Source organism: Rossellomorea sp. NPDC077527 (assembly GCF_044542955.1).
Taxonomy (GTDB): Bacteria; Bacillota; Bacilli; order Bacillales; family Bacillaceae_B; genus Rossellomorea; species Rossellomorea aquimaris_E.
Genome location: NZ_JBITVL010000001.1, coordinates 924,288 through 938,521, shown reverse-complemented (window position 1 = coordinate 938,521; position 14,234 = coordinate 924,288). Strand labels below are relative to the sequence as shown.

At 43.8% G+C, this 14,234-nt stretch carries 13 protein-coding genes and 2 riboswitches; of the genes, 4 read left to right on the top strand and 9 right to left on the bottom strand.

Annotated features, from left to right (window positions below):
- Positions 1-31 precede the first annotated feature (31 nt).
- Positions 32-133: riboswitch (purine riboswitch) on the top strand.
- Between the two features lie 77 nt (positions 134-210).
- A complete protein-coding gene (ade, locus tag ACIGG7_RS04775) occupies positions 211-1,956 on the top strand; it encodes an adenine deaminase (RefSeq protein ID WP_397549029.1) in 1,746 nt (581 codons plus the stop codon).
- A 203-nt stretch (positions 1,957-2,159) separates the two neighbouring features.
- Here the strand turns inward: ade and ACIGG7_RS04770 are convergent, their stop codons facing one another.
- The 4 genes from ACIGG7_RS04770 to ACIGG7_RS04755 all read right to left on the bottom strand — a co-directional run bounded on the left by ACIGG7_RS04770 (position 2,160) and on the right by ACIGG7_RS04755 (position 5,459).
- Positions 2,160-3,674 carry a flotillin family protein gene (locus ACIGG7_RS04770; protein WP_397549028.1) on the bottom strand — a complete coding sequence of 505 codons (1,515 nt, stop codon included), beginning with the start codon at positions 3,672-3,674 and terminating at the stop codon, positions 2,160-2,162.
- 183 nt (positions 3,675-3,857) lie between these two features.
- Complete coding sequence (locus ACIGG7_RS04765; RefSeq protein ID WP_397549027.1) at positions 3,858-4,226, bottom strand: DUF1761 domain-containing protein; 369 nt, start codon at positions 4,224-4,226, stop codon at positions 3,858-3,860.
- Between the two features lie 13 nt (positions 4,227-4,239).
- Positions 4,240-5,172 carry an AraC family transcriptional regulator gene (locus ACIGG7_RS04760; RefSeq protein ID WP_397549026.1) on the bottom strand — a complete coding sequence of 311 codons (933 nt, stop codon included), beginning with the start codon at positions 5,170-5,172 and terminating at the stop codon, positions 4,240-4,242.
- A gap of 32 nt (positions 5,173-5,204) precedes the next feature.
- Complete coding sequence (locus ACIGG7_RS04755) at positions 5,205-5,459, bottom strand: zinc ribbon domain-containing protein (protein WP_397549025.1); 255 nt, start codon at positions 5,457-5,459, stop codon at positions 5,205-5,207.
- 81 nt (positions 5,460-5,540) lie between these two features.
- Positions 5,541-5,730, top strand: a riboswitch (cobalamin riboswitch).
- Between the two features lie 152 nt (positions 5,731-5,882).
- Between ACIGG7_RS04755 and ACIGG7_RS04750 the strand changes: the two genes are divergently transcribed.
- Entirely contained in the window at positions 5,883-6,356 is a 474-nt protein-coding gene (locus ACIGG7_RS04750; protein ID WP_397549024.1) for an acyl-CoA thioesterase, read from the top strand.
- A 31-nt stretch (positions 6,357-6,387) separates the two neighbouring features.
- Here the strand turns inward: ACIGG7_RS04750 and ACIGG7_RS04745 are convergent, their stop codons facing one another.
- Genes ACIGG7_RS04745 through ACIGG7_RS04735 form a run of 3 tightly spaced genes read right to left on the bottom strand, consistent with a single transcriptional unit; the run spans position 6,388 to position 8,535 of the window.
- Positions 6,388-6,642, bottom strand: a complete 255-nt coding sequence (locus ACIGG7_RS04745; protein ID WP_224943233.1) for a hypothetical protein — start codon at positions 6,640-6,642, stop codon at positions 6,388-6,390.
- An 11-nt stretch (positions 6,643-6,653) separates the two neighbouring features.
- Positions 6,654-7,658, bottom strand: a complete 1,005-nt coding sequence (locus ACIGG7_RS04740) for a hypothetical protein (protein WP_397549023.1) — start codon at positions 7,656-7,658, stop codon at positions 6,654-6,656.
- Positions 7,651-8,535, bottom strand: a complete 885-nt coding sequence (locus ACIGG7_RS04735; RefSeq protein WP_397549022.1) for an ABC transporter permease subunit — start codon at positions 8,533-8,535, stop codon at positions 7,651-7,653. The genes ACIGG7_RS04740 and ACIGG7_RS04735 overlap by 8 nt, the downstream gene beginning before the upstream one ends.
- Before the next feature lie 318 nt (positions 8,536-8,853).
- Between ACIGG7_RS04735 and ACIGG7_RS04730 the strand changes: the two genes are divergently transcribed.
- Entirely contained in the window at positions 8,854-9,228 is a 375-nt protein-coding gene (locus tag ACIGG7_RS04730; protein ID WP_224943225.1) for a hypothetical protein, read from the top strand.
- Positions 9,229-9,266: 38 nt separating this feature from the next.
- Here the strand turns inward: ACIGG7_RS04730 and ACIGG7_RS04725 are convergent, their stop codons facing one another.
- On the bottom strand, positions 9,267-11,237 hold the full coding sequence (locus ACIGG7_RS04725; protein ID WP_397549021.1) for a beta-propeller fold lactonase family protein: 1,971 nt from the start codon (positions 11,235-11,237) through the stop codon (positions 9,267-9,269).
- Between the two features lie 12 nt (positions 11,238-11,249).
- Positions 11,250-13,313 carry a hypothetical protein gene (locus ACIGG7_RS04720; RefSeq protein ID WP_397549020.1) on the bottom strand — a complete coding sequence of 688 codons (2,064 nt, stop codon included), beginning with the start codon at positions 13,311-13,313 and terminating at the stop codon, positions 11,250-11,252.
- Positions 13,314-13,518: 205 nt separating this feature from the next.
- Here ACIGG7_RS04720 and ACIGG7_RS04715 point away from each other — a divergent pair, with 205 nt between their 5' ends.
- Positions 13,519-14,181: a VC0807 family protein gene (locus ACIGG7_RS04715; RefSeq protein WP_224943217.1), complete on the top strand. Its 663-nt coding sequence runs from the start codon at positions 13,519-13,521 to the stop codon at positions 14,179-14,181.
- The last annotated feature ends 53 nt before the right edge of the window (positions 14,182-14,234 follow it).

The window sequence follows — 14,234 nt, the reverse complement described above, 5'->3', positions numbered from 1 at the left end:
ACAACAATCTTTACGAAAAGAGCTTTTGCATAAATAAAACGTTCCATACACTCGTATAATATTGGAAATATGGTCCAAAAGTTTCTACCAAACTACCGTAAATGGTTTGACTACGAGAGCAAAGAAGTGACAGGAGTCCCTGCACTTCTCTCTCTATGTCAAATCCCGGGTGCATCCCGGGGTTTTTCTATTCGATAAGGAGAGGATCACATGAATACACAGAAACAAATATTAAAAAAGCGAATTGCAGTGGCCAATAAAGATATCGCTGCAGACGTGGTCATAAAAAACGCGAAAATCATTGATGTCTTCAATCTGGAGATCACGGAAGGTGATGTGGCAATTTCAGATGGGATGATCGTCGGAATCGGTAAATACGAAGGCAAAGAAGTGATTGATGCAAAAGGGAAGTATGTAAGTCCTTCATTTATAGATGCACATGTTCATATTGAATCCTCCATGGTCACTCCTTCTGAATTCGCCAACGTTGTTCTCCCACATGGTGTTACGACCGTCATTACAGATCCTCATGAAATCGGGAATGTGTCAGGCGAAGAAGGAATCCGGTTCATGCTGGATGATTCTGAAAACATACCTTTAGACGTCTTCACCATGCTCCCTTCCTGCGTCCCTGCCACTCCTTTCGAAAATGCAGGGGCAACATTGACAGCACATGACCTGAAACCTTTTTATCACTATGAACGTGTCCTTGGACTCGCAGAAGTAATGGACTATCCCTCCCTCCAAAAAGGGGAAGATTCAATGTTGGATAAGATCGCGGCCACCACTCCTTTCACCCACAATATCGACGGACACCTGGCAGGCCTTGACACGAATGCCATTAATGTCTATAAAGCAGCCGGCATCCGGACCGATCATGAATGCACCACTGTTCATGAAGCTAAGGAACGCCTTCAAAGGGGAATGTACCTGTTGATCCGGGAAGGAAGTGTGGCAAAGGACCTAGTATCCCTCATCGGTGTCGTGAATGAAAGAAATGCCCGCCGCTGCCTTTTCTGTACCGACGATAAACATCTCGATGACTTAATTGAAGAGGGCAGTATCGATCATAATGTCCGTCTGGCCATCAAGGAAGGACTCGACCCAATCATAGCGATCTCCATGGCCTCCCTAAACGCCGCCGAATGCTACGGACTTCACGAAAAAGGAGCCATCGCACCGGGCTATGAAGCTGACTTTATCCTTCTTGACGACCTTGAAACAATCGCAATATCGAGCGTGTACAAAGCCGGAAAGCATGTCGCCGGAAATGGAACATATACCGGGAGACCGATTGTAAAAAAAACTGCCCAACCAGCTCTGACTTCAACTGTCAAAACGCCCGAACTTACAGATCATGATCTTCAAATCAGATTAGGCGATACAAAAAAGGCCCATATCATTGAGATCATTCCCAATCAGCTCAGAACGAATAAACGGATAGAAGAGGTTCATTCAGTGAATGGTGCCTTCATCCCTTCCACTGCACAGGATCAGCTTAAGATGGTCGTTGTGGAAAGGCATCACCACACAGGAAATATTGGATTAGGTATCGTAAAAGGATTTGGATTGAAAGAAGGCGCTATCGCCACAACCATTGCCCATGATTCCCATAACATTGTGGCAGCGGGTACAAATGACGGAGATATCCTGAAAGCCATCAAAGCACTGGATGAAATGAACGGCGGTCTTGTCATGGTGAAAGATGGAGAGACCATCGCTTCCCTACCGTTATCCATCGCAGGTTTAATGTCTGATGGCAGCTATGAAGAAGTTGCGGCCGGACTTCTTCAGTTAAAGGATGCCTTTGTACAGCTGGGATTCACCGGGGATTTCAATCCCTTTCTCACCCTTTCCTTCCTGACACTGCCCGTAATACCTGAATTAAAGCTGACTGATCTAGGTTTGTTCGATGTGGGGGATTGCCGTCATATTGAGGTAGGGGTGAAGGATTGAGGATTGGGATTATTCAAGTTTGGTTTGACTGCTGAATAATGGTGTTTTTTTTGACAGATGAAATTCAGGATGTTTTCAGCTGCTGAATCAGTTGTACCAGGTACATACTATTTAATCTGTACCTGGTACAACTACGGTATGGTACCTTCTCCACACAAAAAAGAGATGTTCTCCCTACCGGAAAACATCTCTCTTCTTATTCCCTATTTACTTCCTTGCCCGGCTTCCTCTAACTCTTTTTCTTCGACTTCATTAGAGGCCGCCACTTCCTTATCTGCCGATTCAGAAATTGCAGGTTGATAATGAACCGGCTGTGTTCTATTGGCATACGACTTCAGTAACTCACCTACATCGATACCGGTCATTTCACGGAGTGGCTCCTGCATGTCAAGCATCGTTCTCGTGATGCTTTTTCCAAAGGAAGGAACCCCTTGGCCGTTGCCTGAATCGATGATCTTGACTGAATCGATATTGTTCAGTGGCTGAGCGATCTTCTCTGCGAATATCGGCAGCATTTCAATGAGTTTCTCGGTGATGATGACATCGCCGTGTTTTTCCATGGCTTCTGCAAGGAGCTTACGGGATTCTGCTTCTGCTTTACCGCGCTCACGGATGACATCTGCTTCTGCAGACCCTTCTTCCCTGCGGATCTTCGCTTTGGCTTCCCCGTCGATTTCCGACTTACGTGCTTCGGCTTCTGCTTTACGAGTCGTTTCGTAATAATCTGCATCAGCTTTTGTTTTACGGACCTTGGATTCTTCCGCTTCAAGCTTAACCGCACGTTCCCGCTCAAGGAATTGAAGCGTTAATTCTTCTTCTTTTACTTCCTTGGCAAGTTTGGCTTTTTCAAGTTCATAGGACTGCTCGGACTTTGCTCTTGCGCGTTCGGTTTCTTCTTTGAACGCAGCATCTTTGATGTCTTTTTCTTTCTTGGATTGAGCAATTGTAATTTGACGCTTGTACTCTTCTTCCTTCGCTTCCTGGTCGGTCTGGGCACGGTGAATCCGTGTTTCACGCTCTGTGTTTGCTTCTGCGATTTCCGCTTGCTTTCGAACCTCTGCGATACGTGGACGACCGAGGTTTTTCAAGTAGCCGTTTTCTTCATCGGCATCACGGATATCTGTCAATCCGAGAGACGTGATTTTAAAGCCCATCAAATCAAGCTGTTTCTGTGCGATTTCTGACACATCGGCATTGAATTTCTCTCGGTTGCTGTTAATGTCCTCAACGGTCATTTTAGATAAAATGGCACGAAGATTACTTCCAAGCACTTCGATGATTTCATCTTCAATTTCCTTTTGATCCTTCCCAAGGAACTGCTCGGCATAGTTGGCAATTCCGTTCAAGGTGTCTGCAACCTTTACCATGGCCACTGCATCGGCCACAATAGGAACTCCTCCGTTTGTGTATACACGTGGAGTCGATAGTTTCAATTGGAAAGATGTTAGATTAACAGGCGTGGATGTTTGGAAACGTCTTAATCTGTATCCTCCACCACGGATGATCTTCATGGAACGGCCTTCCTGGTCGGTAAATATATTCGATTCCTTTTCAGGATCCCCCAGTTTCGGTCCGGTAATGATCAGTGCCTGATTGGATCTTGCGGTACGATAACGGAACCTCATCCAGAAATAATATGCGATCCCTACAATTGCCGCAATGACCAGTACAGGAATCAAGAAAACGAAAAATCCGATAACACTCAATGATCCTAGCATTCTGACAACCCCTCTCGACATTTTGTTTAAACCAGCATGCTGTCTGATTTAATTTTTAAATAAAAGTGCTAGCTACACTACTATATACGGAGCCCACCCTTAAAAAGTTTCAATTTTTTAGGCGAATATCCTATTTTTATATTTTTATATAAAAATAACCTGAACTTAAAAAAGTTCAGGTTACTACCATAACCACCCATGCAATGCGCCAAGCAAAGTAAAAACGATGAGATGATCTCCGACAGCAATTAGAAACATCCTTTTCGTCATGAGTCCAAATAGGGCATTTTTCAAATAGACGATGGAAATCAACATTCCAACGATTCCTCCAATGAGCGCCCCGGAAGCTAAACCACTTGATCCCGTCCCTTGAACGAGAACTCCAATCAGGGCTGAACTGATGAACGCTACCAAAACAGCCACTACATATTTCACCGGTCCTGTGCCTTCCTGATCTTTCTTTCCAAGAAGGATCGAGTAATAAACTCCTCCGTAGATCATATACAACACGGCCCCTGCTAGAAACGCGGGCAAATTCAAACCTAGGGTCATCCTTATTCCTCCATTATTTGGGTTCAATGGCCAGAGCGATCGCCTTAATGCCACACCTTACATCGAGGGATCCTTCGATGCTCTCTACTTCAACAAGCTCAACCGGATTCCCGAGATACCTAAATCCGCTTTGGGGCAGCCAATAACTATAAAGTTCTGAGTAGCATTCAATCAGCATGCCTCTTTCCTCATAATCGACAGGCTCCGAAAACTCATATATTACATGCTTGCCTCCGGAAAAATGACCAAGTTCCTCACCAAGGGTACCTCGATCTTTAACGGCCAGACGGCATTCATACCTGTTTTTTTCAGGCGGGGTGATGTACGGGTTACTCTTAGGGACTCCGAATATCAGCGGGCTATCGTCCAACAGATCCCTAGCATTCCCCCAATGGTAAAGATCCTGCCAAGTTGCAGGAATGCCTTTGACGTAGGATCCTGTATGGTACCGGTTGATGGTGGAGCACTCTGGTAATTGTGCGACTTTCACATTGGAAAGATCCAGCCATTTAAACTCATTATAAGTCTCTCGATCTCTGGAAGCTTTCGGATTTGTGCTGGAAAGTTTAGATTTCTTGCTATACAGATATTCCCTTGGAAATCGTTCTAAATACGCACCTTCCCTCCAGCTTTTTGGATTGGTATTGAAATAGGCATTGAACGAATAGGTGAAATAAGATAAAGAAGAAAACCCACAATTCAAGGCAACTTCTGTTACTGGTACCCTTGGCTCATAAATCAGCATATGTGCGGCATTTTCCAAACGAAGCCTTTTCACATAGCCGGCTGGCGTCTCGCCGATGAACCCTTTGAACAATCGTTGGAAGTGAAAGGGTGAATAGGTAGAGACTTTGGCGAGCTGCTCTAAAGATAAATCCTCTGTAAGATGTTCATCTATGTATTGTATTACTCTATCAATCTGCGTCTGTTGATCACTATATGTCATGTCAATTCCTCACCTGTACCTTTTAAATCTCCCTACTTCCATCGCTCAAGCTTGTGCATATTCCTCACAAACATCCCTGATAAGAAAGAAGGAACGCCCATTTCAATGCATTTGTTTTTCACAAAGACCTTCATTTCGTCGAGCGTGATATCCTTTTGAGTAAATTCTCCTTGTTGGTAACAATGCTTGCAATACATGGCACTTTCCTCTGAATTTTTTTCCGTTCCTCGATCTTCTACTTTTTTCAGAGGCATACCACAACTTTGACATTTATTGAATTTCTTCATAGCACTCCATCTCCTTTTTACCATTTTACCATAGAGGATGCTCATTCACGGAAGGTGTATGGTAAAATAGAAACGTTCACAATTTAATTATTGCTCGTTGGTGAAAATGATCGTTGGTCATTTTCTTAAAAGGGAAGTTGGTGAAAATCCAACGCGGTCCCGCCACTGTAAGGCTGAGGTTTCATATGGATCCACTGTTTCACGTGAAATGGGAAGGAATATGGAATTGGAGACGCTGAGCCAGGAGACCTGCCAATTCGAGAAGAACACGAAAGTTCCTACGGGAGATAGGAGGGTGTTACGCGAATGAAACGTCTAACAGGGAATCAGAGGATCCCCGACGCTCACTCAGGGTAGCTGCATCTTCTTTTCACAAAGGAGATGTTTTTTGTTTCAACATTATACAATCAGGGAGATGAGAAAATGGAACAAGCTTATTCTGTGGAGCGTTCACGAACCGTACAAACCCGATTGGTATTGCCGCCGGATACCAATCACATGCAAACCATCTTTGGAGGGAAAGTCCTCTCTTATATCGATGAAATCGCGGCGTTATCGGCCATGAAGCACTCAAATTCCGTCGTTGTAACAGCATCGATCGACTCTGTGGATTTTTTATCATCCGCCACGGTGGGCGACGCTTTGAGCCTTGAGGGGTATGTTACATCGACAGGAAGAACATCCATGGAAGTATATGTGAAGGTGTACTCGACCAATCTGCTGACGAATGTCAGAACGTTAACGACGGAATCATTTCTGACAATGGTCGCTGTGGATGAGAATGGTAAGCCGAAACCGGTGCCAAAGGTCATCCCTCAGTCGGAAGAAGAGAAGAGACTTTTTAAGACGGCACCTCTTCGGAAAGAACATAGAAAAAACCGTGCATTGATATTATAAAAAAAACACTCAGATTATTTCTGAGTGTTTTCTATATAAAGTATGGAAAAAGGATGTATATCAGAACCGCAACGGTCATCACGCTAAAGCCTATTGTATAATAGCGACGGCGCTCCTTTATGTTGATGACCACATACATAATGTTGGTAGCGAGAAGGATGAGGGGGAACCATATAGGCTTGTAAGAGTCTGATTGAAATCCCGTATAGATCGAAACAAATCCCGCAAACACAAATAAAAGTACGGATACAATCAGAAAGGCCTTTCCGCCTTGTTTTTCCTTCATACAATCTCTCCTTACTGTTTCAAAGTAAATAGATCCGATGATACCGAGACAGCCTTCTCTCGACGCTCCTCCCCTGCCTTGTTCTTCACCTTGGTTCCTTCCCCTTCAATCAAAGATCTTCTAAGGGTCGCACTGATCGAGTTCACGCATAGGATCAAGATGGCGAATAAAGTCAGTGGGACGACGACAAGCATCGGACGCAGGAAGATCTGCTGAATGTTGATGGCGATCGTCGCTGCCCATTCGTTCGTTTCGGAAAAATATACAGGGATACTTTCCATGATGCCAAAGTTAGCGATCTTCAAGCCGCCAAGACACATATGGAGAATGCCGAGTTGAATAAGTAAAGCCAGAGTTTGGGACACCTGTTCTGAAAATAGCACTATCGAATGCCTTCTGAACTGTGGAAGCAGGTGCTGCTTAAAAAGATGGAATCTTCCTGCCCCCATCGTTCGTGACACCTGAATGAATTCGCTCTTCATAAAGAGTTTCATCTCTTCTCCTAAATAGATTCCGAGAGAGGGGATCGTCACAGCGGCAATCGCGATCACTTGAATGAAGAAGTAACGGTTGGAAGGAAGCACCCCGGAATGAAAAGCACCTTCTAAGGGAACCAGTAACGCAAACACAATAATGACGAGGGGGATGTACTGAAAAGACTCTCCCAGTCCTTTCATCAATCTCCCTACAAAATCTGGGAGGAACGTATACAGAACAGCAAAGAAAAAGCCTAAAACCATCCGCAGTAATGCGATGGCCAAAGCTGCAAAAATAGTATATTTGGCTCCGACCAATAGTAAAAGCAGAAAGTTCCTCCCCAGTTTATCGCTTCCCAGTGGAGGCATTTCACTTGGGGTGAACGGTGGTGCTGCGATTACTCTCCCATTTTCATCGGAGAGATAATCCACAACTTCATCATACCCGGGATTCAATACCGGAACCAGGAAACTGACGGCGATGAAAGCAACAAGGACCAGGACGGGAAGTGCCAATCTTCTGGTCATCCAACTATTCATCCATTTCCCCTCCTTTCAACCATTTTGATAGAATATAAGACCCTATATTGAAAACGACAAAGAACGGGACAAATATAAGAAGCATCCCGAGAAAGAACGCAGAAGGTGAACTTGTCGCCGTGCGAAGCAACGTCTGCATGAATCCGTTAATGTTAAACAGAAGTTCAATGATTAATAGATTAGAAAGCATCAGTAAAAAAATCGGTTTCAGATGAAAGAAGAAGTGAACCCACACATTCCGAAACAAGTGATGCCAAACCGTATAGGCCCTTCTGAATCCCTTTGAATAAGAGAACTCCACATATGGCTTGCTTTCTTCTTCTTTGAGCTGGAACAGAAATTGCTTTAACAAGAATACGACAGGCAAAACGGACAAACAGAGAATAGGTAAAAAGTAGATTCGCTCTTCACCGAGGGCATAGATATCCAACACGAGCAGGTTCGTCTTTTTGAATAACCAGATGATGAAAAGCTGAAATAATACGACAATGAACACATCCGGTAAGGCATCCAGGACATTGACGATCTTTACAGAGAAACGATATACTTTCCGGGGCAATAACATGAGGGAATAACTTAAGATCACCGCCAGGCAGACCGCCAAGAAGAAAGAACTGAATAGAATAAGAAAAGAGTACGTATACGTTTGAGAGAAGACTTCCGTGATGCTGTATTGCTTATTTCCCTCTCCCCAATAGATATATATCGATGAAGGATGCATAATCTCAACCCACGTCTGCTGCAACCGGTCACCATAGGCCGCGAGATTGATCAGCAATTCTGTATCATAAGCGAGAAGCGAGCCGATCCCGCTAAGTAAATACAATCCCAGTACGACCACCAAAAATTGAAAGGGAGTCTCTAACACCCTTCTCATACAATCCCTCCAAACAATTTCCAAAATGATACAATTTTTCTATATTCATGTTACAATAATGTAATATAATTGTAAACACAATTCTGAAAAGGAAGACAGGAGGGGGAACCAATCCGAAAAACAAAGTTCCTTTTTATCGTAATCATCATCACTTTACTCAGCATGCTAAGCGGTTGCCGAGTAATTTTGACCCAGGAAGCTTCAGGTGCAGACAAAAAACCAATAAAACCGCAAACAGTAAAGATTGATGCTACGGTCAATTTAAAGTCGAAGAAAATCATCATACGGGGAAACTCCACTCTTCCTCCGGGGTCAATCTTGGACTTGGCATTAAAACCTTATAATGATGATACCCCCCGGGAAGAAATCGAGCCCTATCTAATCGAACCAGAAGACAATGTGGTCACGTTCTCCACCACAAAGGTGAATGATGATGGTTCACTTGAATTAACGGTAATGAAACGGCCAGATTCGAACAAAAGGTACCGCTTGGATCTTCTATTCATTCCAGACAAACAACCGGAAGATGTTAATCTTGAGGAAAAGATAGATGACACTGAGGGGTTCACTTCTCTTCAAGTCGACGGTAAGACCGTAACGGGGATGCTTCTGCATGTGAATATCTTCAAAGAAGATGAAGTATTCGGTGACAATATTACGATGGATTTCATTCCGAAACAGAATACACCATAAAAAAAAGCTTGAGGAAACAATCCTCAAGCTTTTTTTTACTAATCCAGGGAACGCACATAATCTGCAATCTTAGCCATTTCAATTTGACTGAGCTCGGATTTCTCATCATATTGATGACGCTCAATAGACTCTTCAATCGTCTTCGCACTACCATCATGCAGATATGGGCCCGTTGCCCACACGCCAACTAAGCTAGGCGTATCAAAGCTTTTGCCGTCCCTTGGATTGGAGAAGGCTGCCCTTGCGTCCCCCTCCGATGGAACATCAAATTGGTTGGCTGTGCCAATATCATGAAGATAGTCTGTCATGTCCGTGGTCAACTTTCCATTCTCACCGGTCGCTTTCACACTATCTGTAAACTGATTGCCGCTATGGCAGGAGATACAGGAAGCTTTCCCTTCAAACAGAGCCTTCCCATCTTTAGCAGAGCTTGTCAGTTCCCCGTTTTCCTTATAAGGACTTTGTGGTACAGGAAAAGAGGTCGGTTCCTTCAGAAAGGCAAATAAATCATCATACATCTTCTCAACCTCTGCCGGCAGTTCTTCACCTGGTTCATACTTCATCATCCCTCCCATTTCACCTTGAACGGTCAGGAGGTAGTCCGTGAAGTCATCCCGGCTGCCATCCCAAAGGAAGAGGCCGTTTTCTGAGGTTTGCGTGTTGGTCGGGACATTTCGCTGCCCCTTTCCCGTCATGAGAGTAAGCCCATTGATTTCTCCATCACTGTGGCAAGACGCACAGCTCATCCAGTTGTTACCGGTAATATCCGCTTCAAACTCATCGCTGTTGGCGCTGTAGAAAATCGTCTTACCTTTACGAACCTGCGGGTCGAGCGGATCCTTTTTAATCAAGGAAATGTTGTCATTGAGCTTCTTCGCCCTGGAATGTACAGAAGCCCCTCCAGAATCAATGGTCGCAAGATCGTGACTCATGGCATTATGAACATAGAGGGTTTCGCCGTCTTTACTTAATAAGACTCCCCTGGGATTGTCCCCCTCGATTCTTCTTAAAATTTGAGTGGCATTCCCACCACGTTTCAAATCAAAGACGACCAGATCCTCACTCCCCGACATGATCGCATATGCTTTAGAACCATCCTCTTGGAAGGTCACATCATATGGATTTGAAACAATCATCGTCTCATTTTTTGAATCCAGCACATTGATTTCTTCAAACAATTGTTTTCGTTGATCCACTATCTCTTCGTCTTTTTCAAGATCGATGATGGATATGGCAGGAAAGATCGTTTCTTCAAACTGAATGGCTGTATCAACATTGGTCACTAAATGAGGGATCCAAGCTGTTTTCCCATCAGGGGAAATGACAAATTGCTCAAGGGTATTCGGGATCCCCTGGCTTTTTTTCGGATCCTGCACATCAGGAGAGTCTGCCAGTTCAATCGTTTTCGTCACCTTGTTCGTTTCAGTATTTAAAACAGAAATTTCACCGGATAAATAATGGGGAACGTATAATTTCTTCCCGTTTGCAGTAAGAGCCAACGTTCTTGGTCGATCGTGAACAGAAATTGTCTCCGTCACATCCCCACTCTTCACATCCACCATCATAATCGTGTTTTCCCGGTAATTGGCCACATACAAGGTCTTACCGTTTTGGCTTGTCATGAGTCCAAAGGGTTCCGATCCTACTTTATAGGAATCTACTACTTTCCCTTCTTCCAGTGAAATGACATCAATCTTGTTATCGTATCGGCACGAAACATACAGGCGATCTTCATCTGGTGATAGAGCCAGTTGGACCGGCTCTTTCCCGACAGGAATTTCTTTTTGTACTTCCCAGGTCTTTTCATCCACAATGGATACGGTATTCGCATCGAGATTGGCAATATAAAGCTCAGTACCTTCTTTATTTTGAAGGATGTTATCGCTATTGACTGCTTCTTTGCGAATCGTATCGAAGCTCGGGTCATCTTTTGTTGTGGTTTGGATGGAACATGCAACAAGCGTTCCTGCTATGAGAAACGCTGCCGCATATCCTATTATCTTCTTCATAGGATCCCTTCTTTATCGTTTTTCGACTGTGACTGGAAGAAGAACGGGTGCAATTCCGTTTTCCCCATGTCCTGCCTGGATTTGTGGAACATGATCTCCATCGGTATTTCCAGATGAATCCTTGCTGTTGTAATAATCCCCAGTGTCCCAGAATTCACTTGCCTGCATCCCTTCTTTGAGGGACGGACCATCAATGACCGTATCATAGAAATCACTGTACCTTGAGGTGATCGCATCGATTTCAAGGCTTTCAGGTGCCTCTGAATCCGATTCCCTGTTGCTTAAGTTTTGCAGGGCAACACGGTAGGTTGCAGACAATGCGCCTGCTGTATAAGGGGTGTAATCCATTTTCCCTTTGGACGTTTCATATGCTTTCAGATCTTCATCCCATAGCTCGGAATCCATCGCTTCATAAATCGCACGGGCCGCTTCACGATATTTCTCATCGTCCGTTGCTAAGTAAGCTGCTGTCAATCCCCTGATTGCACCTAATTGGGCATCCAATGTCACTTGATTGTCCGCACCGTTTTTAGTATCGAATCCTTTTGCTACGAGACCAGAATCCATAACTAAGTTATCCATGATGAAATCTGCCTGCTTACGGATCATTTCCAGTGCACGTTTTCCTTCCGGCGTCTTCAATCCTTCAGCAGATTCTCCTGAAGCATATCCAACAGGAAGCCCATCAATCGCACGTTGGAAAATCCTCATCGATTCCATCGTGTATCCGGCCTGGAATGTATCCATATACGTACCTTGTTCTTTTCCATCATTCTCAGTGACAAACATTCCTTTTTCGTCATTAAAATGCATGGCATCTATATTCTTGAATACATGAAGCATCACATTTTGATTGGCCGTAAAAGGATCTGTTCCGTTCACATCGTTATCCGTTGAGTCATCCGTATTCTCTTTAGGTGCGGAAGGATACGGGGCACCGTCGAACAATGCCTGGAATGAAGGCGTAGTGTTTGGATTACTCTCTCTTTGGTCGGTCATTCCGAAGAATTCTGAACTTGGCCACAGCATCATCCACTGATCTTGAAGAACACTGTTTGAATCTTTGACAGACAGTGATTTAGCCATTGGCGCCTCTTTACCGACTTCTGTCACTTCCACACTATGTGGTAAGTAAACAAATCCTTTATCGGGATCATACTGGCTTCCGAGTCCCGCAGCCGTTAATTCCCCTGTCGCGCCATCAACAAATAATTCATTTGAAATATAATTCACTTTATTCCAGATTTCTTCCGTCAGGACCGCTCCCTGGAAACCATCCGCAGAGCTTACACCGAGTGCAACATTCTTGTCATCGTCATCCTTTGACGTTTCGCCTGCGAGTTCTTCATCACCATCTACTGTATGGAATCCGCCCATGAAATCCCCTGCCCAAAGTGCCTGCTTCAAGAAGGTTGCTCCGTACGCCGAAGGTACGAGTGTTTTCTCCATTTTATCACGATCCCAGCGCAGTGATTCGAAGTTTACTTGATACATAGGGACATAGCTTCCATCATCATTTGAAGCATACTCACTCGTATCTACTTTGTTTTTATAGTGTGGATCACCGGCAGAGTATTCGATAAATGTCGGATACATATTTCGGAATATCTCATCCTGTGGATATCCGACAGCATCGGCCAATTCATAGAAACGATTGCCCAGCTTTTCATCAGATGTGTTGCCGTTCTCTAAAGTCTTTACGGCTGGACCATTGATCAGATGCAGTCCCATCCCTGACTTTTCAACCACTTCATACATGGCTTCCTCAGAGTATTCATATGATTCAACGCCAGCTGTGTAATCAAACTTCGTTGGTTGATCCAACGTATTGATATCTAATATATCTAAATCCAAACCGAGGCTCTCTGCCAACGGCTCACCGGATAATTCAAATTCTGCATACGCAAACATATTCCCGGCAGTATCGAATGTATAATCAGATACACTTACCTTGCTTGCTCCTGTTTTCTTTTCTCCGTCTGATTTTGACACTTCTTCCTTTTCGCTGACACATCCAGCAAGTAATAGTGAAGATGCCAATACAGATGCTGATAATACTTTCCATGGTCTATTCATTCTATGTAACCCCTCTCAACGATCCTGAACCATCCGAGAATGATTCTCATTACTATTTATCAGTATAGTGTAATTGAGAAGTAATCTCAATAAGATTTTCATAAAAAAATAAAACGATTTCAGTACAAATGATTTCCATTCTTTGAAACTTTATGATCTTGGGAACCGTAATCTTTGTATACGAAAAAAAGGAAGAGTGATAGAAGTGAAGAAAAACATTGTTCTATTGGATCTGATGATTTATGTGGCCCTCCCTTTATTTGTTTGGAATATTTTACGAGATTACACAGGAGATTATTATGCGATGCTGCTCTCCTCTATTCCCGGAATAGTGTACACGATCTACCGTTTCATTGAAATGAAGAAAGTGAATACATTCGGCCTGTTCATTCTCTTTACATTGATCGTCGGTACGCTCATTGACGTACTGGCTGGTTCGTCCTTACAGCTTCTTTGGAATAATGTCTATTACGCGGCTGGAATGAGTTTGTTTTTCTTAGTGACCATGATGATCAAAAGACCCATTGCCCTATACTTTGCTCTCGACTTTGCAGAGCTACAAGGCTATGACCGCACGTTTAGTCATCGGCTTTTCTATAAGAAACCTTTATATACCTTGTTTCAATTGATCACTCTTTGCTTCGCCATGAGAAGCGGGATTCTCGCTATCGTGAAGACCTGGCTTATTATTGAGTATGGTGTAGAAGCATTCGATAAAGGGATCATCCTGCGCCAGGCATTTAGCTGGATCATGTCAGGAATCACCTTTGCAGGCTTCTTCTATATCGGGAAAATCATCAACAAATCACCTCATTTAATCAAGGAAGTGCAGGATGAACTCGAGGAAGAAAAGACTAAAGCCGTATAACGGTCTGGATGATTCTGCCTTCAGACCTCCGTCTTGTTTCACTTCTATAGTAC

What these genes read in the sequence shown, in the direction of transcription:
- ACIGG7_RS04765 (WP_397549027.1), bottom strand. Translation starts at nt 4,226, where the DNA reads ATGACCCTAGGTTTGAATTTGCCCGCGTTTCTAGCAGGGGCCGTGTTG.
- ACIGG7_RS04755 (WP_397549025.1), bottom strand. Translation starts at nt 5,459, where the DNA reads ATGAAGAAATTCAATAAATGTCAAAGTTGTGGTATGCCTCTGAAAAAA.
- ade (WP_397549029.1), top strand. Translation starts at nt 211, where the DNA reads ATGAATACACAGAAACAAATATTAAAAAAGCGAATTGCAGTGGCCAAT.
- ACIGG7_RS04740 (WP_397549023.1), bottom strand. Translation starts at nt 7,658, where the DNA reads ATGAATAGTTGGATGACCAGAAGATTGGCACTTCCCGTCCTGGTCCTT.
- ACIGG7_RS04770 (WP_397549028.1), bottom strand. Translation starts at nt 3,674, where the DNA reads ATGCTAGGATCATTGAGTGTTATCGGATTTTTCGTTTTCTTGATTCCT.
- ACIGG7_RS04735 (WP_397549022.1), bottom strand. Translation starts at nt 8,535, where the DNA reads ATGAGAAGGGTGTTAGAGACTCCCTTTCAATTTTTGGTGGTCGTACTG.
- ACIGG7_RS04760 (WP_397549026.1), bottom strand. Translation starts at nt 5,172, where the DNA reads ATGACATATAGTGATCAACAGACGCAGATTGATAGAGTAATACAATAC.
- ACIGG7_RS04750 (WP_397549024.1), top strand. Translation starts at nt 5,883, where the DNA reads ATGGAACAAGCTTATTCTGTGGAGCGTTCACGAACCGTACAAACCCGA.
- ACIGG7_RS04745 (WP_224943233.1), bottom strand. Translation starts at nt 6,642, where the DNA reads ATGAAGGAAAAACAAGGCGGAAAGGCCTTTCTGATTGTATCCGTACTT.
- ACIGG7_RS04720 (WP_397549020.1), bottom strand. Translation starts at nt 13,313, where the DNA reads ATGAATAGACCATGGAAAGTATTATCAGCATCTGTATTGGCATCTTCA.
- ACIGG7_RS04725 (WP_397549021.1), bottom strand. Translation starts at nt 11,237, where the DNA reads ATGAAGAAGATAATAGGATATGCGGCAGCGTTTCTCATAGCAGGAACG.